This is a genomic window from Streptomyces sp. NPDC050485 (genome assembly GCF_044458185.1).
Taxonomy (GTDB): Bacteria; Actinomycetota; Actinomycetes; order Streptomycetales; family Streptomycetaceae; genus Streptomyces.
In genome coordinates, this window is record NZ_JBITHR010000007.1 from 150,762 (window position 1) to 170,892 (window position 20,131).

A 20,131-nucleotide genomic window follows, 5' to 3' on the forward strand; every position below is an offset into this window, starting at 1 on the left:
GGATGCTGCACAGGCCAGCCACTGATGCACCCCGCACCCGTCGCCCCCGAAGTGCTGGCCAGGACTCGGGGGCGACGGGCCGTTGGGGCCGCTCCGGGAGGTTCGTCCGGTCAGACCCCTACGTCTGCGCGCCGGCGGCGGGCCACGAACACCGCGCCGCCGATCGCGGCCGTACCGACGAGGGCGCCGCCGACCACCATTTCCGTGTCGCTCGGACCGGCCGCGCCACCGAGCCCGCCCTCGGCACCCCGGCCTTCGAGGACTCTGAAGCTGCGGGTCGCCACCCGGTCGTTGTCGTTGCACTTGACGGCCAGGTTGTAGTTTCCCGGGGTCGTGTGGTCGTGGACCCTGGCGGTCGCGAAGTTGCTGTCGCCCGCCGAGAGGTGGACCTCCTCGAAGGCGTTCGAGGTGACTCTGCCGCCGTGGCCGCAGCCCCTGGCACTGATCCTCAGCGTGGCGCCCTGGTGGACCTCCGAGGGGTCGACGTCGACATTGGTCGGGCCGTTGGTCGCGGCGGCCAGGGGGGCGGCGAGCCCGACCGCGGCGCCGGCGGCCAGCGCCACCGTGAGAGCGCGTGAAACACGCATGGCTGAACCTCCATGGGAGGACGCCCCAAAGCCGTGCTCCGGGATGATCGACGAGTACGCCTCCCATGACGAACCCTCACTGCCACTCATACAAGCCGCATTTCGGCACTGATCCACCCTGGTGAACCCGTCCGTCCCCCGTACGGCCGCGGAATCTGACGGACTCGCAGGTCACAGACCGTCAGATCGGTTTTGCCACCGCATTACCCGGATGGGTCAGGGCCGGTGGACCGCCACCCGTTCGCCGCTGTCCGATCGCCGACCCGGCGCCGCGCCCTTACGGTGCTCGCAGGCGCTGCGGGCGGACGGCGAAGGAGATACGGAGAGACATGGCGCAGGAAGAGAGCGGCGTGGAGCGTCGAAGGCGCTCCCCGTGGGGAGTCCTGGCCCTGGTGATGCTCACCGGCCTCGCGCTGATGCGCAACGGCGCGGATGTCACGATGGGCCCGCCGCAGCCCGCCTCCGCGGCGGCGCTGAACAGCCGGTCGAGCACGGCGTCCTCGACGTCGCCGATCGCCGCGGTCGAGCCACTGCCGTACGCGCCCGCCGCCCGCGTCCGGATCGACGCGATCAAGGTGGACGCGCCCGTCCTGGACGTCGGCACGGACGCCCAGGGCTGGGTCCAGGCTCCCCCGCCGCAGGACCCGAACCTCGCGGGCTGGTACCAGAACGGCGTCGCCCCCGGCCAGCGCGGCACGTCCGTGATCGTCGGCCACGTCGACAACGCGACGGGCCCCGCGGTCTTCTACCGGCTCGGCCAGCTCCAGAAGGGCGACCACATCGAGGTGGCCCGCTTCGACAACCGCACCGCCGTCTTCGAGGTGTACGGCGTCGAGGTGTTCGAGAAGGCCACCTTCCCGGGTGCCCGGGTGTACGGCGACACCGGGCACCCGGAGCTCCGGGTGATCACGTGCGGCGGCGGCTTCTCCAGGACGCGGGGGTACGAGGGGAACGTGGTGACCTTCGCCCGCCTGATCGCGGTGAAGTAGCCGCCGGCCCGCTCATCTGCGCCGCGGCGGCACCTTCAACTCGTAGCCCTCGGAAAGGAGTTGGGGAAGGTAGCTGCGCAGGGCGGTGACGCTCTGCGAACGGTCGCCGCCCGCGTCGTGCGAGAGCACCACGACGCCGGGGGCGGCGCCGTCCAGGACCCGGCGGATGATGGTAGGGGTGCCGGGCGTGGTCCAGTCGAGGGTGTCGACGGTCCAGGCGAGCGGCTCCATGCCCATCTCGGCCTCGATCTCGAACACGTTGCGGTTCCAGGCCCCGTACGGCGCCCTGAACCACTGCGGCGGCTCGCCGAGTACCTGCTCGATGACCTCGCTGGTGCGGCCGATCTCGGAGCGGATCAGTGCGGGGGCGGTCTTGTTGAGCTGCGGATGGGTCCAGGTGTGGTTGCCCACGACGTGTCCGTCGTCCTGCATCTCGCGCAGCAGGTCCCGGTTGTCGGTCGCCATCTCGCCGCAGACGAAGAACATCGCGCGCACGTCGTGGTCGCGCAGCGTCTTCAGGATGCCCGGGGTGTAGCGCGGGTCAGGCCCGTCGTCGAAGGTGAGCACCATCGAGCGGTGGCCCAGCTGGGGCATGCTCAGAAAGGGTCTGACCCGTACGGGCGGCAGCGCGGTGTGGTAGCGGGGCGGGGTGTAGGCGGTCATGGGTTCCAGGCGGTACGCGCTCGCCCGCAGCCGGGGCGCGGGGGCCCGGGGCCCGGCGGCGGGACCGGCGGCCGGCGCGGCCGCCCGCGGGGCCTGGGGGGCGACGGTGTCCTCGGCGGTGAGCATCCGTACCGCGGCGGCGGCTCCGACGCAGGCGGCGAGGCGCAGCAACGTCCGCCGACCAGGGACCATCTGATCCCTTTTCATGACATGCGGCTTTTGTTCGTCATGTCGGAAGATTAGGGCGCCCGGGTCGTTCCGGGGTTCGCGAAACGTCAACACCGCCACCACACCGGCACGAATGGAGTCACCGGGCGGAGCGGGGTTCGGACACCGGCTCTCAGGTGCGGCGGACCAGCGGGAAGGGCAGGGTCTCGCGGATGGTGAGACCGGTGAGGAACATGACGAGCCGGTCCACACCGAGGCCGAGACCGCCGGTCGGCGGCATGGCGTATTCGAGCGCGTCGAGGAAGTCCTCGTCGAGTTCCATCGCCTCCTGGTCGCCGCCCGCCGCGAGCAGCGACTGCGCGGTGAGCCTGCGCCGCTGCTCGACCGGATCGGTCAACTCCGAGTAGGCGGTGCCCAGTTCGGTGCCGAAGGCCACCAGGTCCCAGCGTTCGGCGAGTCGCGGGTCGGTGCGGTGCTGCCGGGTCAGCGGGGACACCTCGGTGGGGAAGTCCTTGTAGAAGGTGGGCAGCCGCGTCTGCTCCTCGACCAGCCGCTCGTACATTTCGAGCACCACCTCGCCGCGGGAGTGGTCCGGGGCGTGCGGGACCCCGGCCCGGTCGCAGAGCCGGCGCAGCGTCCGCTCGTCGGTGTCGGCGTCGATCTCCTCGCCGAGCACCTCGGACACCGCCCCGTACAGCGTCTTGACCGGCCAGGGCCCGGAGATGTCGTACTCGACGACCTTGCCGTCGGGTCCCGCCTTGCGGGCGAGGGGGGAGCCGAAGGCGGCGGTGGCCGCGCCCTGGATCAGTTCGCGGGTGAGGTCGAGCATCACGTCGTAGTCGGCGTACGCCTGGTAGGCCTCCAGCATCGTGAACTCGGGGTTGTGCTTGTAGGAGATGCCCTCGTTGCGGAAGGTGCGACCCATCTCGAAAACCTTCTCCACGCCGCCGACGCACAGCCGCTTCAGGTACAGCTCGGGCGCGATGCGCAGATACAGGTCCAGGTCGTAGGCGTTGATGTGGGTGGTGAAGGGGCGGGCGTTGGCGCCGCCGTGGATCTGCTGGAGCATCGGCGTCTCGACCTCCAGATAGCCCCGGTCCAGGAGGCCCTGGCGCAGCGCCTGGACGGCCGTCGACCGGGCCCGTACGACGTCGCGGGCCTGCGGGCTCGCCACCAGGTCGAGGTAGCGGCGGCGCACCCGGGCCTCGGGGTCGGCGAGGCCGCGCCGCTTGTCGGGCAGCGGGCGCAGGCACTTGGCGGTGAGCTGCCAGCCGGTGGCGAACAGCGAGAGCTCGCCCTTGTCGCTGGTGCCGGTCGTGCCGGTGGCGGTGATCTGGTCGCCGAGGTCGACGTCGTGGGTGAACCGGTCGAGCACGGCGGCGCCCGATCCGTCGCGGGTGAGGACCAGTTGCAGGTCGCCGGACCAGTCGCGCAGTACCGCGAAGACGACGCCGCCGAAGTCGCGTACGGCCATGACGCGGCCGGCCACGGTGGCGCTCTCGCCCGCACCGGCGGCCTTGAGCCGCGCGAGGGTGTGGGTGCGGGCCGGGACGACGACGGGGTAGGGGTCGGTGCCGTCCGCGCGCAGCCGGTCCAGCTTGCGGTGGCGTACCCGCACCTGCTCCGGGAGTTGACGTTCCGTCAGCTGAGCGGCTCCGGGGCCCGCGAGCCCGAGGGCCTCGATGGAGGGCAGCCCCGCGGTGGTGACGGGCTTGCTGACGCCGCCCGGCCGGCCCTTGCCCCAGAGCTTGCGCAGGCTCGGCACGGAGACGAAGCCCTCGGCGATGCCGGACGCAAGCCCGACCCGGGCGAGCGAACCGGCGTCGCCGTAGCAGAGGAAGCGGGGATACCACTGCGGCTGGTACTTGACGTTGGAGCGGTAGAGCGCTTCGAGCTGCCACCACCGGGAGAAGAACAGCAGCAGTCTGCGCCACAGCCGGAGCACCGGTCCCGCGCCGATCCGCGCGCCCTCCTCGAAGGCCGAGCGGAACACCGCGAAGTTGAGCGAGATCCGGTGCACCCCCAACTTCGGTGCGTGCGTGCAGAGTTCGGCGACCATGAACTCCATGACGCCGTTGGGCGCGGTGCGGTCGCGCCGCATCAGGTCCAGCGAGATGCCGTCCGGGCCCCACGGCACGAAGGAGAGCAGCGCGATCAGTGTGCCGTCGGCGTCGAAGGCCTCCACGAGCAGGCAGTTGCCGTCGGCCGGGTCGCCGAGCCGGTCCAGGGCCATCGAGAAACCGCGTTCGGTCTCGGTGTCGCGCCAGGCGTCGGCGCGGTCGATGATCTGCTGCATCTCCTCGTCGGTGAGCGCCGAGTGGCGGCGGATGCGGGTGGTCGCGCCGGTCCGCGCGACCCGGTGGACGGCCTGCCGGGTGACGCGCATGTCGCGTCCGTCCAGGTCGAACTTGGCGATGGGCAGGATCGCCTCGTCGCCGAGCTGGATGGCGCCGAGGCCGTGCCGGGCGTAGACGGTGGCCGCCTCCTCGGACGCGCCCATCACGGCGGGCGCCCAGGCGTACTGCCGGGCGACGTCGAGCCAGGCTTCGATGGCCGGGCCCCAGCCCCCGGGGTCGCCGACCGGATCACCGCTGGCGAGCGCCACGCCCATCTCGACCCGGTAGGTCACGGCGGCCTTGCCGCTGGGCGAGAACACCACCGCCTTGTCGCGGCGGGTGGCGAAGTAGCCCAGCGAGTCCTGGCGGCCGTACGCGCCGAGCAGCGCGCGGATGCGCGGTTCCTCGTCGCCGTGCAGGGCGGCCTCCATCCGCTGCGAGCGGAAGAGGGTGGTGGCGGCGTTCAGCAGGGCGATCGCGCCGAACAGGCCGAGGAAGAAGTAGAGGGGCCGGGGCGGCTTCCCGTTGAACTGGCCGCTGGAGACCAGGCCGCCGAAGACGCGGTTGGTGGCCCACAGCAGGCGCTGGCCGCGCGGCAGGGTGCCGGGGAAGAGCTCGACGAGTCCCCAGCCGACGAGCACGCCGGCCGCGAGCCCGAGGAAGAGAACACCCACCGCCCGGCGGAAGGCTCCTCGCCGGGTCTCCGCGTAGAACTGCCCGCGGGCCAGGATCAGCACCACCAGCGCGGCCCCGCAGAACACCCCGTTGGGGATCCACATCCACTCGGCGACGACGATCAGCAGGGCGTCGAGCAGGAAGAGCAGGCCCAGATAGCAGACGACCAGCCACCAGGCGACCTTCTTGCGGGCGCCGATCGCGGCGGCGAGCAGCAGCAGGAAGACGGCGTACGCGAGGTTGCCGCTGACCGGCACCGTGACCCGGTCGAGGAACCAGGCGATCGGGTAGAGCACCCGGCGCAGCGGCGGGATGAGCGCGATGACTGCGCAGAACAGCCCGAGCGCACCGAAGTACATCGCGAACGCTTCGGGCACCCGCCCCAGAAAGCCGGTCCGGGACGGTATCGGCACCGCCTCGCTGACAGTCATGCTCAGCACTCTAGGGAGACCCGCGCCGGGGCGCCTGTCGGATGGGGCACCCTGCCGGTTAGCCTCACTGCGTGACAGAGCAGCAGCCCCAGCCCCACCACCAGTCCCAGCGCTTCGAACGCGGTACCGACGGTCCGAAGGTGATCGTCGTCGGCGTCGACGGCTCGGAGTCCTCGCTCCGGGCGGCGGCGTACGCCAGTGGTCTGGCCCGGCGGCAGAACGCCCTGCTCGCCATCGTGTACGTGCAGCCCGTGATGTCGGCGGGGGCCACGTTCGGCGCGCCGGTCGCCGACACCACCGGGGAGATCGCCGAGGGCCTGGTCGCCGAGATCAGGGCGGCGGCGGAGCGGGTCCGGGGCATCTGGGACGTCCGCTGGGAGTTCCACACCTTCCGGGGCGACCCCTACGCCGGACTGGTGACCGCGGCGGACGAACTCACGGCGGACGCGGTGGTGGTGGGCGCCTCGGAGTCGGCCGGCCACCGCATCATCGGCTCGGTGGCCGTCCGCCTGGTGAAGGCGGGCCGCTGGCCAGTCACGGTGGTTCCGTAGCGGCTTAGCGCCGGGCTCTGGCGCTAAGCGGTCTTGTGGAAGCCCGGTGCAGTACCGCGCCCTGAAGGGGCGCGGGGAACTGCGCGACCAGCCACGGCCAGCCCGCAGCCGACGAACGCCACTTCCCGCGGAGCGCTCAGCGGGACATCGTCAGACCGTCCTTCGCCGCGCCGCGACTCAGCACCGCCTCGCGGATGTGCTCCTGCGCCGCGCGGTAGTCCTCCCGGCCGGGTGACTTCGCGAGCGCCTCGGGCAGGCTCATCACACGGCCGTGGTCCACGTCGATCCACTGCGGGATGAACTCCGCCTTGGTGACCTCCCACCGCGCGCCGCGCCGGACCGGCGGCGCGAAGGTGAAGCGGGCGATCGAGCTCATGTTGCCGCGGTCGTCGCGCGCACCCGTCTCGTTGAACATCTCCCCCGCGATCTGGTCGCCCTCCCCGTAGACGATCCAGGTCCCGTTGACCTTCTCGTACGCCTGCGGGATGTGCGCGTGGGTGCCCAGGATCAGGTCGATGTCGGGGCGGCCGCCCGTCTTCGACGCGGTGAGCGCCTTGCCGAGGGCCAGCTGCTGCTCGTCGGGCTCGGTCTGCCACTCCGTGCCCCAGTGGAGGCTGACGACCACGACGTCGGCGCCCGCGGCCCGGACCGCCCGCGCATCCGCGATGATCTTCTTCTGGTCGATGAGGTGGACCGCCCACGGCTGCCCGTCCGGCATCGGATGGCCGTTGGTGTCGTAGGTGTACGCGAGCTGTGCGACCCTCGCTCCCCCCGCCGCGAGCCGCGCGGGCCGCGCCGACTCCTGGGCGGTGCGCCCCGACCCGGCGTGTTTGAGGCCCGCCTTGTCGAAGGCCTTCAGGGTGCGGGCGATGCCGTCGGCGCCGTCGTCCAGGGTGTGGTTGGAGGCCGTCGAGCAGGAGGCGTATCCGGCGTCCTTCAGCGCGGCCGCCACCTGCGGCGGGGACGTGAAGTCCGGGTAGCCGGTGAAGGGGCCCTCGTCCGGTCCGTACACGGTCTCCATGTGACAGATCGCCAGATCGGCCCCGGAGATGATCGGCTTGACTCCGGCGAGCATCGGCGCGAAGTCGTAACCACCGCCGTCCGCATCGGAGTTGGCGTGCTCGATGGTCGAGTCGTGCGGGAGTACGTCGCCGGTGGCGACCAGGGTGAACGGGCGCCGGGCGGAGGCGGACCCGGCGGACGGGGGCCGCCGGAAGAGGTCCTGGCGGTGCGGGGGCCCGGCCGAGGGCCGGTGCCCGTCGCCGCATGCTGCTGTGGCCGCGAGCAGCAGGGCCGCGACGGCCACCGCCCCGGCTTTCGCGCGCTGGGTCGGCTGCTGCATCGGCCTCGGGCTCCGTTGATCGGGTGCGGACGGTCGTCCGTCCGAAATCCACTCCCCGAGTGCCGCCCGGTCAAGCCGACAAGCCGTTCATATGCCCGAAGACCGCTGGAACGGACGTACTCCGTCACGCGCGCGGCCCCGTCCGCGGACCGCTCGCCGCACCACTCGCCGCTCGCTTCGACCGCTCGTCGCACCGTGCGGCGCACGATCTGTCCTCCTCCGCCCGGATGCGCTCGGATACGGACTGCGGTCGACGGCATCTGGGGAAAGGGCGTTCACGGTGAGCACGGCAGTCGCGGACACACGGCGGTACGCCCCGGAGCGGGATCTGGCCGAACTCCAGCGCGCGCACGGTCCCGCGCTGCTGCGCTTCCTGCTCGGGCTGACCTACGGGGACCGGCAGCGGGCCGAGGACCTCGTGCAGGAGACGCTGGTGCGGGCCTGGCAGCATCCCGAGGCGTTCGAGGCGCCGTACCGTTCGATGCGGCCCTGGCTGTTCACGGTCGCGCGGCGGCTCGCGATCGACGCGCGCCGGGGCCGGCTCGCCCGGCCCGCCGAGGTCGGCGACGAGGTGCTGCTCACCACGGCGGAGCCCGGCGACCACACCGAGCGCTCCGCGGCGGCGCTCGATGTCCGCGAGGCCGTGAAGACGCTCAGCCCCCAACACCGCGCGGTTCTCGTGCAGTTGTACTTCCGCGGGCTGAGCGTGAGCGAGGCTGCCGAGGCGCTCGGCATCGCGCCGGGGACCGTCAAGTCCCGTTCGTACTACGCCCTGCGCGCACTCGCCCGGGTGCTGCCCGGCTATTCTTCCTCAGGCCCCGAAGGACTCTGCTCGGGCGGCGTCAGGTCCGCCTCGGTGAGCAGGGCGAGCAGCGAAGGCGTGTCCGCGACCTCCAGGTAGGCGGCCCGGCAGCCGGCGCAGCGGCGCAGATGCGCGGCGACAGTGCGGTCCTCACCGGGCGCGAGAGCACCGAGTACGTACCCGCCGAGCAGCTGCCGCACATGCATGAGCACCTCGTGTCTTGTGACGGATCCTGCCCTTCTGGCCACGGCGGGCACGCGCCCCCGGTTCAATGCTCCCTGGAGCTCCCCGGGAGCGCCGGGACGGTCGATGAAAGAGGCGAAACAGGATGCGTCCGGAGGGAAGTAGCGGGACCAGTGGTGGCGAGCTGGTGGTGCCGATGGCATGGATGTACGCGGAGTACATCGCCGACGAGTTATTGCGTACCGGCGATCTGATGCCGCCGACGACGCTGGAATTCCGGGCGGGGCGCAATGCGCTGGCCCTGACGATCTTCCTGTCCGACGGGGCGGTGGGCGGGGCCCGGGTGGTGGCCCGGCTGGAGGAGTGGAGTTCGCTCACCGCGGCCGGGCGGCCGTGGCGGCGTTGGGTCTGCTCAAGGCTGCGGCGGCTGGTCCGTGACGAGGAGCCGGGGCCCGATCTGGCGATGGCGCGGGCCGCCTGGCGGTGGCTGGAGGAGACCGAGCTGCTCGCGGCGGATCTGGACGCGGTGGTGCCGGGCGGGGTCGATCCGCACGAGGGCAAGGAGGACGAGCCCCGGGTGTGGACACCGGCTTGGGAACTGGGCCTGCCGCTGGGCCACTTGGCGATCCACCTCTTCTGACGTCACGTCAGCTGTGCACACCCGCACGATATTTGGGTATGCGGGCCGTCACCTTCATGCCCGCGCCCACACCGGTCTCGATGACCAGGCCGTACGCGTCGCCGTAGACCTGGCGCAGCCGCTCGTCGACGTTGAGCAGGCCGATGCCGGCCGAGGGTCCGCCGTCGCCGCGCAGGATGCGGCGCAGCCGCTCCGGGTCCATGCCGGCGCCGTCGTCCTCGATGACGACCTCGGCCTCGTTGCCCGCGTCCAGCGCGCTGATGGTGATGCGGAGTGGGGTATCCCCTGCTCTGGGGGCCCCTCCCGGCCGAAGGCTGGGGGAGAAGTTGAGAGCTTGGGGAAGGACGACCGCGCCTTCGAGGCCGTGCTTGACGGCGTTCTCCACGAGCGGCTGGAGGCAGAGGAACGGCAGGGCGACCGGGAGGACTTCGGGCGCCACTTGGAGGGTGACGGAGAGCCGGTCGCCGAAGCGGGCCCGCACGAGTGCCAAGTACTGGTCGATGGAGTGGAGTTCGTCGGCGAGCGTGGTGAAGTCGCCGTGCCTGCGGAACGAGTAGCGGGTGAAGTCGGCGAATTCCAGGAGGAGTTCGCGGGCCCGCTCCGGATCGGTCCGTACGAACGAGGCGATGGCGGCCAGCGAGTTGAAGATGAAGTGCGGGGAGATCTGGGCGCGCAGGGCCTTGATCTCGGCTTCGATCAACCGGGTGCGGGAGCGGTCGAGTTCGGCGAGCTCCAGCTGTACGGAGACCCAGCGGCCGACCTCGCCCGCCGCCCGCGCGAGCACCGCCGACTCGCGGGGCGCGTAGGCGACCAGGGTGCCGAGCACCCGGTGGTCCACGGTCAGCGGGACGGCCACCGCCCAGCGCAGCGGGCAGTCCAGATCCTCGCAGGACAGCGCGAACGCCTTGGCGCGTCCGGTGTCGAGCAGCGCCCGCACCTGCTCCATCACCTGCGCTCCGTGGTGCTGCTCCCCCGCCCCGTCCCAGGTCAGGATGGTCTCGCGGTCGGTGAGGCAGAGCGCGTCGGTGCCGAGCAGCGAGCGGAGCCGGCGGGCCGATTTGCGGGCGGCCTCGCCGGTGAGGCCGGCCCGCAGCGGGGGCGCGGCCAGCGATGCGGTGTGCAGGGTCTCGAACGTGGCGTGCTCGACGGGTGTTCCGACATCGCTGGTACGGCGGGTGCGCGCGGTGTGCCGCCCGAGCAGGAATCCCGCGGCGGCGAGCAGCGGGCCGAGGAAGAGCAGCGCGGCCAGGGTCATCGCCGGACCTCTCCCGCGCGGGCCAGCGCCTCGGGCAGGTGGAAGCGGGTCAGGGCTGCGTTGGTGCCGGGCGGGATCCGGCCCGGGGTGGCGAGCGACACCCCGATCATGGCGAGGAAGCCGACGGGCACCGACCAGACGGCGGGCCAGGCGAGCAGCGCGTGCAGGAGTCCGGGCGGGGCCGCGCCGAGCACGGTGGCGGCGACGGCGAGCAGCGCCGAGCCGCCGCCGAGGAGCAGCCCGGCGGCCGCGCCCGGCGGGGTCAGGCCCCGCCACCAGATGCCGAGCACGAGCAGCGGGCAGAACGAGGAGGCGGACACCGCGAACGCCATCCCGACGGCGTCGGCCACCGGCACCCCGCTGACGAGCAGCGCGCCGAGCAGCGGTACGGAGATGGCGAGCGGGGTCGCGAGGCGGAAGTGGCGTACGCCGCGGGACGGGAGCACGTCCTGGGTGAGGACTCCGGCGACCGCCATGGTGAGCCCGGAGGCGGTGGACAGGAACGCGGCGAAGGCGCCGCCAGCGACCAGCGCGCCGAGCAGATCGCCGCCGAGCCCGCCGATCATCCGCTCGGGCAGGAGCAGGACGGCCGCGTCGGCGTCGCCGGTGAGGGCGAGTTCGGGGGCGTACAGGCGTCCCAGTGCGCCGTAGACGGGCGGCAGCAGATAGAACGCGCCGATCAGGGCGAGGACGACGACGGTGGCGCGGCGGGCTTCGCGGCCGCCGGGGCTGGTGTAGAAGCGGACGACGACGTGGGGCAGTCCCATGGTGCCGAGGAAGGTCGCCACGATGAGCCCGTACGTGGCGTACAGCGGGTGCTCGGTGCGGGCGGCGCTGCCGGGGACGCGGGTGCCGGCGGTGAGGTCCAGCCGGGTGCCGGCCTCGATGCGGTGCTCGCCCGCCGGGAGCGTCAGCGGTTCCCCGTCGTGGCGGCGGCCGTCGACGGTGCCGTTCGCACGGACGGCGAGGGGGTGTGCCAGGCGCAGGCTCAGCGCGTCGGCGAAGCGCACGGTCTGCTGGTGGCGCAGGGCGGCCGGTTCGTCGTAGACGGGGCGCGGTCCGCCGTCGCCCTGCCAGGCGAGCGCCAGGAAGAACACCGGGATGAGCAGCGCGGTCAGTTTCAGCCAGTACTGGAAGGCCTGGACGAAGGTGATGGAGCGCATGCCGCCCGCGGCGACCGCCAGGACCACGACGCCCGCGACGAGCACCGGTCCGAGCCAGCCGGGCGCCCCGGTCAGGATCTTCAACGTCAGCCCGGCGCCCTGGAGTTGGGGCACCAGGTACAGCCAGCCCGCGCCGATCACGAACACGCTCACCAGACGGCGCACGGCCCTTGAGTCGAGCCGCCCCTCGGCGAAGTCGGGCAGCGTGTACGCGCCCGAGCGGCGCAGCGGGGCCGCGACGAAGAGCAGCAGCACGAGGTACCCGGCGGTGTAGCCGACGGGGTACCAGAGCATGTCCGGGCCCTGGACCAGGACGAGGCCCGCGATGCCGAGGAAGGAGGCGGCGGAGAGGTATTCGCCGCTGATGGCAGCCGCGTTGAGGCCGGGTCCCACCGTGCGCGAGGCGACGTAGAAGTCGGAGGTGGTGCGGGATATGCGCAGGCCGAACCCGCCGACGAGGACGGTCGCGAGGACGACGGCGGTCACCGCCGCCACGGCGTACGTCTGGCTCACCGGTCCCGGCGGCCTTCCGCCGGGCGGTCGGCGACCAGGCGGGCGAAGTCCCGTTCGTTGCGCTCGGCGGCGCGCACGTACCACCAGGCGATCAGGCCGAGCGGCGGATAGACGGCGAAGCCGAGCACGAACCAGGTGACAGCGTCGTCGTGCAGGGCGCGGAAGGCGAGCGGCAGGGTGGCGACGGTGAGGGCGAGCACGGCGAACCCGGTGAGCCCGGCGCGCAGTTGACCGCGCATCAGGGAGCGTACGTAGGCGCCGCCGAGCGCGGTCTGCTCGTCGATCTCGGACTGGGCACGGGGACGGGGCAGCGGGCGGACCCTCCTCGGCTCCCCCGTGACCCGCTCGCGCCGCGCTGCCTGCTCTGCGGACATGGCGCGGAGTGTACGCAGCGCAGCACGGCTCGGGGAAGGGCAGGTCAGGGCCTGGTGCGCCGCAGCAGCCGGTCGCGGACCGTGCGGGCGTGGCGTCGGCTGACCGGGAGTTCGGCGTCGCCGATCTGCACGGTCATGCTGCCCGCGTCCAGGCGGAGTTCGTCGATGCGGTCGAGCGCGACGAGATGGCTGCGGTGGATGCGGACGAAGCCGCGGCTGCGCCAGCGCTCCTCCAGGGTGGACAGCGGGACCCGTACGAGGTGACTGCCGTGGGCGGTGTGCAGCCGGGCGTAATCGCCCTGCGCCTCGGCGTACGCGATGTCGCCGACGGCCAGGAAGCGGGTGACACCGCCCAGTTCGACGGGTATCTGGTCGGGTTCCTGGACGGTCGCTGCGCGGTCCCCGGTCAACTCGGCGACGCGGCGCACCGCTTCGGCCAGCCGCTCTCCGCGTACGGGTTTGAGCACGTAGTCGACGGCTTTGAGGTCGAAGGCCTGGACGGCGAAGCCCTCGTGGGCGGTGACGAAGACGATCAGCGGCGGGCGGGCGAACCCGGCGAGCAGCCGGGCGATGTCGAGCCCGGTGAGCCCGGCCATGTGGATGTCGAGGAAGACCACGTCGACGCCCTGCTCGCCATCTTCTCCCGCGTCCAGGGCGGCGCCGATCAGCCGCAGCGCGTCGGTGGCGCCGGTGGCGCCTTCGGCGGAGCGGATCCGGGGGTCGGAGCGCAGGAGGTAGAGGAGTTCTTCCAGGGCGGGGGCTTCGTCGTCGACCGCGAGTACGCGCAGCATGAGGCCGGAGTTTAGGCGGGGCGGTGCCGGTGTGTCTTGAGTGTTCGGGCCGGTTCCTCCGTACCTGTCGGCATGAGTTCGCCGCAGATCCACCAGGACGTCGGGGCCTACGCCCTCGGCGTGCTCGGCGCCGCCGACGCCTTCCGGTTCGAGGAGCATCTGGCGGGGTGCGCCCGCTGCAGACGGCTGCTCGCCGAGTTCGGCAGCGTGACGGCGCTGCTCGCCGCGTACACGGCGGGCGGGGTGGCGCAGCCCGGACCGGTGTCGCCGGAGCTGCTGCACCGGATGCTGGCGGCGGTGGCGAGGCGGCGCCGGCGCGGTCGCGCGGCGCGGCTCGCCCTGGTGGCCGCGGCGGCGGTGCTGATGGCCGGCGGGATCGGCGTCGCCCTGGCGCCCGCGGCCCCGCCGTGGCAGGTGGTCTCGCATGCGCCGGGGGTGACTGCGTCCCTGGTCACGGCGCCGAAGGAGTGGGGCACCGATGTGGAACTCCGGCTCTCAGGCGCGCCGTTGGCCTCGTGCACGCTGGTCGCGGTGGGCCGGGACGGCACGGAGCAAACGGTGGCGACCTGGGCGGACCGGGGCGGGCAGCCGGTGCGGATGCGGGGCGCGGCGGCGCTGGCGCAGCACGCCATCGCGCGGTTCGAGGTGCGTACGGCAGGCGGGGCCCGGCTCGCGACGATCGGCCCGGCCGGGTGAGCGGCGGCTACTTGAGCAGTTTCGACAGGCGCCGGTCCGCCAGGGTCTTGCCGCCCGTCTGGCAGGTGGCGCAGTACTGGAGGGAGCTGTCGGCGAAGGACACCTCGCGCACCGTGTCGCCGCAGACCGGACAGGGCAGGCCGGTCCTGCCGTGCACGCGCAGCCCGCTCTTCTTCTCGGCCTTGAGGCGGCCCGCGGCGAGGCCCCGGGAACGCTCCACCGCGTCGGTGAGGGTGGTGCGCAGCGCCTCGTACAGCACGGTGATCTCCTCTTCGGTGAGATGGGCGACCGGTTTGAACGGTGACATGCGGGCGGCGTGCAGGATTTCGTCGCTGTACGCGTTGCCGATGCCGGCGATCAGGGACTGGTCGCGCAGCGCGCCCTTGAGCCGGCGGCGCTCTCCGGCGAGCAGCGCGGCGAGGTCGTCGCGGCCGAAGCCGGGGGCCAGCGGGTCGGGGCCGAGCCGGGCGATGCCCGGGACCTCCAACGGATCGTGGACGAGGTGGGCGGCGAGGCTCTTGCGGGTGCCCGCCTCGGTGAGGTCGAAGCCCGCGCCGCCGGTCAGCGCGATGCGCAGGGCGAGCGGGCCCTTGCCGGGTTTCGGCGGGGCGGTGGGCAGGGTGTCGTGCCAGCGCAGCCAGCCCGCGCGGGCGAGGTGGACACACAGGTGCAGCCCGTCGGCGTCGATGTCGAGGAACTTGCCGTGCCGGGCCACACCGGTGACGGTGCGCCCGGCCAGCGCGGTGTACGGCGGGTCGTACGTCTTGAGGACGCTGATCGCGACGGGCTGGGCGCTCGCGATTTCCTGGCCGACCAGCTGGTCGGCCAGGAAGTCCCGCAGGGCCTCGACTTCGGGCAGTTCCGGCATACCTCCCAGGGTGCCCCGGCCGCGCGGGCTCAGCGAGCCGCGGTGGCCGCGCGGAGTGCCGCGAGCTCCTGCCCGAAGCAGGCGGCGAGGCGGTCCACGTCGGGCACCGCCTTGCCGTCGGCCACCAGGCCTATGTGGACCCGGCCGCCGTACGGGGACAGGGCGATCGCCAGGGACTGGCCCCGGGCGAGCGGGGCCATCGGGTAGATCTCGCGCAGCGGGCAGCCGCCGAGCGAGAGCTGGGAGCGGGGCAGCGGCACACTGGTGACGAGCAGATCGAAGAGGATGCGGGCCGCGTTCCCGGCGAGCGGTGCGCCGAACCGGTGGGCCAGCGGCGGGAGTTGGTCGGCGAGCAGGGCGACGGCGCCCGCTCCCCGGCCGGGTCCGGCGGCCTTGTTGCGGTCCATGGCGGTGCGCACGCGGGCGAGCCGGGCCAGCGGGTCGGGCTCGGCGACCGGGAGGCCGAGCAGGTAGGCGGAGAGCTTGTTGCCGGAGCCAGGCGGGGCGCCCGGGCGGCGGCGCGAGACGGGGACCAGGGCGCGCGGTTCGGCGCCCGGGATGCCCGATCCGCGCTCCAGGAGCCAGCGGCGGAGCCCGCCCGCGACGACCGCGAGCAGCACGTCGTTGGCGGTGCCGCCCGCGGCCCGGCGCACGCGCTGGACGTCTTCGTGGTCGAGTACGGCGGTGGCGAGGCGGCGGGTGCCGCTGGAGTCGGCGGCGAGCGCGGAGCCCGCGCCGAGTTCCAGGCGGCTGGCCCGCATCACGGAGGCGCCGATGCCCACGGCCCGGGTGAGGTCGCCGACCCGGTCGCGGGCGAATCCGGCGACCTGGCGGGGGCCCGGCAGCCAGGAGCGCGGCGGCACGGGGCGGCGGCGCCGGGCGCGCGGCTCGGCGAGCTGGTCGAGGATGCCCGCGCCGATGGCGACGGCACGCATCCCGTCGGCGAGCGCGTGGTGCAGCTTCACCAGGACGGCGAAGGCGCCGTCGTCCTCGCCGGTCAGCACGTACATCCGCCAGGGCGGCAGTCCGCGCTCCAGCGGATCTTCCATCAACTCCCCCGCGACGCGGGCGACTTCGGCATGAAAGTCCCCGGCGGGCAGCCGGACCCCGCGCACGTGGCGGCGTACGTCGAAGTCCTTGTCGGCGACCCAGGCCGCGCCGCCGACGGGCAGCCAGACGCCGCGTACGCACATCCGCAGGCGCCCGATGGCCGCGGCGCGCTCCGCGAGGAGTTCGAGGATCCGCTCGCCGCTGCTGCCGGGCCGTGCGTCGAAATGCGCCAGGGCACCCAGATGCATGGGGTGCTCCGCCGATTCCAGGTGCCAGAACGCCAGGTCAAGAGGTGCCAGCAGCTCACTGCTCAAGGAGGTCCTCATGTCGCTCGGTGCCGGTCGGGCGGCGACGGCGGCGCCCGTACAGAGTGAGCAGTCAAACCCCGGTGCACGGTTACGGTCAAGTAATGCAGAGTTACGTATAGTTACCGACAGGTATTGATCAACTTTCGATCAACCGCTGTTCAAGTGCAAGGCTGGCTGCACTGAGGTGGTCAGCGGGTGCCGCGCTCCGGCACGACGAACTCGCACCACACGCACTTGCCGCCGCCGCGCGGCTCCACGCCCCAGACGTCGGCGAGCCGGTCCACCAGCATCAGACCGCGCCCGGACACCCCGGATTCGCCCGCGTCGCGGCGGCGCGGCAGGGCACTGGAGCGGTCCTCCACCTCGACGCGCAGCCGGCGTTCGGGCCCGGAGAGCACCCGTACGGTGACGATCGCCCCACCGTCGGTGTGCATCAGGGCGTTGGTGATGAGCTCGTCCGCGGCGAGCTCGATCTCGTCGGACCGCTCCCGGGCGCCCCAGGCGCGGACCGCCGCGCGGATCATGTGCCGCGACGAGCTCAGCGCCTCCGGGTCGTTCTGCGCGACGTGCTGACGGAGCCTGCCGCCGCTCCGCGGTGCTTCCATCGCGTCTCGGCGCAGGAGCAGCAGTGCCACGTCGTCGTCGCCGCCCCGCTCGTCCGTCACGTCGCAGAGCCGGTCGGCGAGCTGCTCCAGGTCCTCGGGGCCCGAGCGGACCAGCGAGGCGAGGAGCCGCATCCCGTCGTCGAGGTCGGCCCCGGGCTGCTCCACGAGTCCGTCGGTGTAGAGCAACAGGGTCTGACCCGGGTCGAGTTCGACGGTCGACACGGGGTATTCGAGCCGCCCGAACTCGGCCGAGAGCCCGAGCGGAAGCCCGCCCTCCACCGGCAGCCTGTGGCAGCTGCCGTCCTGGAAGCGCACCAGCGGGTCCACGTGCCCGGCCCGCACCATCTGCACCACGCCGGTGCTCAGGTCGGCCTCCGCATAGGTGCACGTGGCGAACCGGTCGGTGTCCAGTTCGTGCAGGAAGACCGAGGCCCGCGCCATCACGGTGGCCGGCGAGTGCCCCTCGGCGGCGTACGCGCGCAGCACGATGCGCAGCTGCCCCATCACGGCGGCGGCGTGCGTGTCGTGTCCCTGTACGTCACCGATGGCCGCGCCGACCCGGCCGCCGGGCAGCGGGATCACGTCGTACCAGTCGCCGCCGATGTCCCGGCCGAACCGCGCCGAGCGGTAGCGGACCGCGAGCTGGGCGCCGGGCACCTCCGGGATCCGGCGCGGCAGCATCGCCTGCTGGAGCCCCTCGGCGAGGTCGTGCTCCTGTTCGTACAGCATGGCGCGCTGGAGGGACTGGGCGATCGAACTGCCCAGCGCCACAAGGAGGTTGCGCTCGTCGCTGGTGAATCCGGACTTGTCGCTGTAGAGCAGGCCGAGCGCGCCGATGGGGCGGGCCTGGGCGATCAGCGGCAGGTAGGCGGCGGAGGTGATGCCGAGACCGCTGATGTTCGCCCACAGGCCGGGATAGGACTCGGCGAAGTCCTGGGCCGATTCGATGAAGCGGGGCGCGAGGGTCCGGACCACCTCGCTCATCGGGTACTGCTCGTCCACCCGGGTCCACCGGGTGCCCGGCACGAAACTGCCCTCGGGTCCCTCGGCGATCAGATGGATGCGGCCCGCCTCCAGGAGCCCCATCACGAGGCTGGTGGCGCCGAGGTACTCGGGGCCCCGCGAGTCCTTCATGACGTCGATGACGTCCTTGACGGTCCTGGCGTGCGCTAGGGCCGCGGTGGTGGCCTCCACGACGCTGGTCGTGCGGCGCCGTTCGTCATCCAGGCCGACCCGTGCGGTGGACTCGGCGAGCTCCTGGGTGGCGTCGCGGACGATGCCGATGATGCGCAGCGGGCGGCCGGTGTCGTCGCGGCGCACGAAGCCCTGGGTGTGGGTCCAGCGCAGGCTGCCGTCGCGGCGGCGGATGCGGAAGTACACGCCGTAGTTGACGCTGCCGTTCTTCAGGGCCAGCGAGACGAGGGCGTCGAGCCGGGCGGCCTCGGCGGGCGGCACCCGGGCCGCCAGCGTGTCGGCCTTGTTGTCGTACTCGTCGGGGCGCAGGTCGAACACGTCGAGCCCGGGCTCGTCCATGTGCAGCTGGCCGGTTACCAGGTCCCAGTCGAAACTGCCCATCCGCAGGTCTCGGCCGTACGAGTGAAGGAAGCGGCATTCCGCACCGGCGTCGAGGTCGCCGCACCGGCACGCCTGTGCTGCCCCTGCGCCCCCTGCACCCGCGTTCATGGGGCCACGCTAGGCGCAGCCCGGAGTGCTCGCATGCGGGGGCGGTGACAGCCGTCCGGAGATCACCGAGAGCCCCACCGCGCCGTGCGGTGGGGCTCTCGGTGATCTTCCCGGCCTCAGACGTCCTCCGAATCCGGTGAGGGCTCGAAGACGCTGGAGTCCGGCCCGCTCGGCAGGTTCGTCGGGGTCGTCGGGATCTCCGTCGGCGGCGAGGGCTGCGCGCTGGTCCCGCCGTTGTCGGACGGTACCGACGGGGTCTGGGTCGACGGCGTCGCGGGCGAGGACGTCGCGGCTGAGGACGTCGCGGGTGACGGCGTCGACGGGCCCGGCACCGGCGCGGACGGCGACTCCGTCACCGTTTTGGTCGCCGAGGGGCAGCCGCTCGGGGGCGGTGCAGCCGGACTCGGCAGCGCCACCGGCGGCCCGGAGTGGACCGGTGCCGAAGGCGTCTCGGCGACCGTGACGGCCGGCGCCGGGGTCGGGCACGAGGGGCTCGGCGACGGCGGCGAAGTGCTGCTGGACGGCGAGGTACTGCCGGACGGCGAGGTGCTGCCGGACGGCGAGGTGCTCGGGCTCGGTGACGGCGACTCGGTGACCGGCGGCTTGTTCGGGTCGATGGTGATGTCGGGGCGCCGTCGGTCGCGCTGCCCGTCGTCGCCGGTCTGCCGCTCGATCCAGGTGTTGTTGGTGATGTTCACGATCACCAGGCTGTTGATGACCACCGTGGTGGGCCGGATGAACACGACCCGGTCGGGCCGGTAACCGGGCCACGGCCTGCCCTTGTTGTTCCAGCTGCCCTGGTGGGCGTTGGGCGCGTTCAGCGGGTTTCCGCAGGCGCACCGCACACGCGGCGCACCGTGGTCGTCGACCAGCACGGCGGTGCCCGCTTCCAGGACCGACTGGAAACTGGTGGCCGCGCCGTCGCGGAAGCCGTGGTTGGTGACCCGGGTGTCGACGCGCAGCACGACCGGGGTCAGACCGCGCAGGAAGCCCGGGATGGAGCCCGGGTCGATCCCCGCGGCATCGGCGAAGGCGCGCCCCTTGGCCGGGTCGCCGCCGAGGAAGCGGATCTGCTTCGCCACGTCGCAGCTGGCGACCGACTGCGTACCGCCGTAAAGGCCCGGCGCGGCGCCGGAGACTGTACGCGTCGACTGGACGCCCGAGCTCGGCGCGCCCGGCGGCGCGGACGGCGTGGGGGTCGCCGTCGACTCGGCCGTGGACTGGGTGAACGGGTCCGGTCCGGCTGCCGCGATCGGCTGGAGGTTGAGGTCCTGCTGACTGTCGGCGCCGCTGGCGCCGCCACCGCATCCGGCGGCGAAGGCGCCGACGGACAGCACGGCGGCGGCAGCAGCGAATCTGCGCAGGGTCGAGGGCACGTGGATCTCCCACCTGTACGCCCCGAGTTGCTCCCTCATTGTGTGCCGCAGCCGCACGCGTCCCGCAAACGGACGGGGTCCA

At 72.8% G+C, this 20,131-nt stretch carries 18 protein-coding genes; 5 read left to right on the plus strand and 13 right to left on the minus strand.

The features are described from left to right. Positions 1 to 110: 110 nt before the first annotated feature. On the minus strand, positions 111 to 587 hold the full coding sequence (locus ACIBK6_RS16690; RefSeq protein ID WP_399051972.1) for a hypothetical protein: 477 nt from the start codon (positions 585 to 587) through the stop codon (positions 111 to 113). Between the two features lie 329 nt (positions 588 to 916). Between ACIBK6_RS16690 and ACIBK6_RS16695 the strand changes: the two genes are divergently transcribed. Further along, positions 917 to 1,576, plus strand: a complete 660-nt coding sequence (locus ACIBK6_RS16695; protein WP_399051973.1) for a class F sortase — start codon at positions 917 to 919, stop codon at positions 1,574 to 1,576. A 12-nt stretch (positions 1,577 to 1,588) separates the two neighbouring features. On the opposite strand, the gene ACIBK6_RS16700 is transcribed toward ACIBK6_RS16695, so the two are convergent. Further along, positions 1,589 to 2,446 (minus strand): polysaccharide deacetylase family protein, encoded by an 858-nt coding sequence (locus tag ACIBK6_RS16700; RefSeq protein ID WP_399051974.1) that lies wholly within the window; start codon positions 2,444 to 2,446, stop codon positions 1,589 to 1,591. A 133-nt stretch (positions 2,447 to 2,579) separates the two neighbouring features. Further along, the gene (gene lysX / locus ACIBK6_RS16705; RefSeq protein ID WP_399051975.1) at positions 2,580 to 5,849 is read right to left on the minus strand and encodes a bifunctional lysylphosphatidylglycerol synthetase/lysine--tRNA ligase LysX; all 3,270 of its coding nucleotides are present in this window, start codon (positions 5,847 to 5,849) and stop codon (positions 2,580 to 2,582) included. A 71-nt stretch (positions 5,850 to 5,920) separates the two neighbouring features. Here lysX and ACIBK6_RS16710 point away from each other — a divergent pair, with 71 nt between their 5' ends. Next, positions 5,921 to 6,400, plus strand: a complete 480-nt coding sequence (locus ACIBK6_RS16710) for a universal stress protein (RefSeq protein ID WP_399051976.1) — start codon at positions 5,921 to 5,923, stop codon at positions 6,398 to 6,400. 136 nt (positions 6,401 to 6,536) lie between these two features. Here the strand turns inward: ACIBK6_RS16710 and ACIBK6_RS16715 are convergent, their stop codons facing one another. Further along, positions 6,537 to 7,742, minus strand: a complete 1,206-nt coding sequence (locus tag ACIBK6_RS16715) for a CapA family protein (protein ID WP_399051977.1) — start codon at positions 7,740 to 7,742, stop codon at positions 6,537 to 6,539. 280 nt (positions 7,743 to 8,022) lie between these two features. Here ACIBK6_RS16715 and ACIBK6_RS16720 point away from each other — a divergent pair, with 280 nt between their 5' ends. Next, positions 8,023 to 8,643, plus strand: a complete 621-nt coding sequence (locus ACIBK6_RS16720) for a sigma-70 family RNA polymerase sigma factor (protein WP_399051978.1) — start codon at positions 8,023 to 8,025, stop codon at positions 8,641 to 8,643. Here ACIBK6_RS16720 and ACIBK6_RS16725 read toward each other — a convergent pair. Continuing rightward, positions 8,544 to 8,930, minus strand: a complete 387-nt coding sequence (locus ACIBK6_RS16725; protein ID WP_399051979.1) for a zf-HC2 domain-containing protein — start codon at positions 8,928 to 8,930, stop codon at positions 8,544 to 8,546. The genes ACIBK6_RS16720 and ACIBK6_RS16725 overlap by 100 nt on opposite strands. Between ACIBK6_RS16725 and ACIBK6_RS16730 the strand changes: the two genes are divergently transcribed. Then, complete coding sequence (locus tag ACIBK6_RS16730) at positions 8,873 to 9,367, plus strand: hypothetical protein (RefSeq protein ID WP_399051980.1); 495 nt, start codon at positions 8,873 to 8,875, stop codon at positions 9,365 to 9,367. The genes ACIBK6_RS16725 and ACIBK6_RS16730 overlap by 58 nt on opposite strands. 7 nt (positions 9,368 to 9,374) lie before the next feature. Here ACIBK6_RS16730 and ACIBK6_RS16735 read toward each other — a convergent pair whose 3' ends face one another. From ACIBK6_RS16735 to ACIBK6_RS16750, 4 genes are read right to left on the minus strand one after another with little or no spacing between them, the layout of a single operon-like run. Beyond that, positions 9,375 to 10,622, minus strand: a complete 1,248-nt coding sequence (locus ACIBK6_RS16735) for a sensor histidine kinase (protein WP_399051981.1) — start codon at positions 10,620 to 10,622, stop codon at positions 9,375 to 9,377. After that, complete coding sequence (locus ACIBK6_RS16740) at positions 10,619 to 12,298, minus strand: cation acetate symporter (protein WP_399051982.1); 1,680 nt, start codon at positions 12,296 to 12,298, stop codon at positions 10,619 to 10,621. The genes ACIBK6_RS16735 and ACIBK6_RS16740 overlap by 4 nt, the downstream gene beginning before the upstream one ends. Further along, complete coding sequence (locus tag ACIBK6_RS16745; RefSeq protein ID WP_399051983.1) at positions 12,295 to 12,672, minus strand: hypothetical protein; 378 nt, start codon at positions 12,670 to 12,672, stop codon at positions 12,295 to 12,297. Before ACIBK6_RS16745 ends, ACIBK6_RS16740 begins: the two co-directional genes overlap by 4 nt. A gap of 44 nt (positions 12,673 to 12,716) precedes the next feature. Further along, positions 12,717 to 13,463, minus strand: coding sequence for a LytR/AlgR family response regulator transcription factor (locus ACIBK6_RS16750; RefSeq protein ID WP_399051984.1), 747 nt, complete (start codon positions 13,461 to 13,463; stop codon positions 12,717 to 12,719). Between the two features lie 72 nt (positions 13,464 to 13,535). On the opposite strand from ACIBK6_RS16750, the gene ACIBK6_RS16755 reads away from it, so the two are divergent. After that, positions 13,536 to 14,159 (plus strand): zf-HC2 domain-containing protein, encoded by a 624-nt coding sequence (locus tag ACIBK6_RS16755; RefSeq protein WP_399051985.1) that lies wholly within the window; start codon positions 13,536 to 13,538, stop codon positions 14,157 to 14,159. Positions 14,160 to 14,166: 7 nt separating this feature from the next. Here the strand turns inward: ACIBK6_RS16755 and ACIBK6_RS16760 are convergent, their stop codons facing one another. The 4 genes from ACIBK6_RS16760 to ACIBK6_RS16775 all read right to left on the minus strand — a co-directional run bounded on the left by ACIBK6_RS16760 (position 14,167) and on the right by ACIBK6_RS16775 (position 20,049). Beyond that, positions 14,167 to 15,027: an Fpg/Nei family DNA glycosylase gene (locus ACIBK6_RS16760; RefSeq protein WP_399051986.1), complete on the minus strand. Its 861-nt coding sequence runs from the start codon at positions 15,025 to 15,027 to the stop codon at positions 14,167 to 14,169. Positions 15,028 to 15,056: 29 nt separating this feature from the next. After that, complete coding sequence (locus tag ACIBK6_RS16765; protein ID WP_399051987.1) at positions 15,057 to 16,391, minus strand: wax ester/triacylglycerol synthase family O-acyltransferase; 1,335 nt, start codon at positions 16,389 to 16,391, stop codon at positions 15,057 to 15,059. A 182-nt stretch (positions 16,392 to 16,573) separates the two neighbouring features. Further along, entirely contained in the window at positions 16,574 to 18,565 is a 1,992-nt protein-coding gene (locus ACIBK6_RS16770) for a SpoIIE family protein phosphatase (protein ID WP_399052189.1), read from the minus strand. Positions 18,566 to 18,789: 224 nt separating this feature from the next. Next, entirely contained in the window at positions 18,790 to 20,049 is a 1,260-nt protein-coding gene (locus ACIBK6_RS16775; RefSeq protein WP_399051988.1) for a DUF6777 domain-containing protein, read from the minus strand. Between the last annotated feature and the right edge of the window lie 82 nt (positions 20,050 to 20,131).

Coding starts and splice junctions, on each gene's coding strand:
- ACIBK6_RS16690 (WP_399051972.1), bottom strand. CDS start 587: ATGCGTGTTTCACGCGCTCTCACGGTGGCGCTGGCCGCCGGCGCCGCG.
- ACIBK6_RS16695 (WP_399051973.1), top strand. CDS start 917: ATGGCGCAGGAAGAGAGCGGCGTGGAGCGTCGAAGGCGCTCCCCGTGG.
- ACIBK6_RS16700 (WP_399051974.1), bottom strand. CDS start 2,446: ATGAAAAGGGATCAGATGGTCCCTGGTCGGCGGACGTTGCTGCGCCTC.
- lysX (WP_399051975.1), bottom strand. CDS start 5,849: ATGACTGTCAGCGAGGCGGTGCCGATACCGTCCCGGACCGGCTTTCTG.
- ACIBK6_RS16715 (WP_399051977.1), bottom strand. CDS start 7,742: ATGCAGCAGCCGACCCAGCGCGCGAAAGCCGGGGCGGTGGCCGTCGCG.
- ACIBK6_RS16730 (WP_399051980.1), top strand. CDS start 8,873: ATGCGTCCGGAGGGAAGTAGCGGGACCAGTGGTGGCGAGCTGGTGGTG.
- ACIBK6_RS16725 (WP_399051979.1), bottom strand. CDS start 8,930: ATGCCATCGGCACCACCAGCTCGCCACCACTGGTCCCGCTACTTCCCT.
- ACIBK6_RS16735 (WP_399051981.1), bottom strand. CDS start 10,622: ATGACCCTGGCCGCGCTGCTCTTCCTCGGCCCGCTGCTCGCCGCCGCG.
- ACIBK6_RS16745 (WP_399051983.1), bottom strand. CDS start 12,672: ATGTCCGCAGAGCAGGCAGCGCGGCGCGAGCGGGTCACGGGGGAGCCG.
- ACIBK6_RS16750 (WP_399051984.1), bottom strand. CDS start 13,463: ATGCTGCGCGTACTCGCGGTCGACGACGAAGCCCCCGCCCTGGAAGAA.
- ACIBK6_RS16755 (WP_399051985.1), top strand. CDS start 13,536: ATGAGTTCGCCGCAGATCCACCAGGACGTCGGGGCCTACGCCCTCGGC.
- ACIBK6_RS16760 (WP_399051986.1), bottom strand. CDS start 15,027: ATGCCGGAACTGCCCGAAGTCGAGGCCCTGCGGGACTTCCTGGCCGAC.
- ACIBK6_RS16770 (WP_399052189.1), bottom strand. CDS start 18,565: ATGGGCAGTTTCGACTGGGACCTGGTAACCGGCCAGCTGCACATGGAC.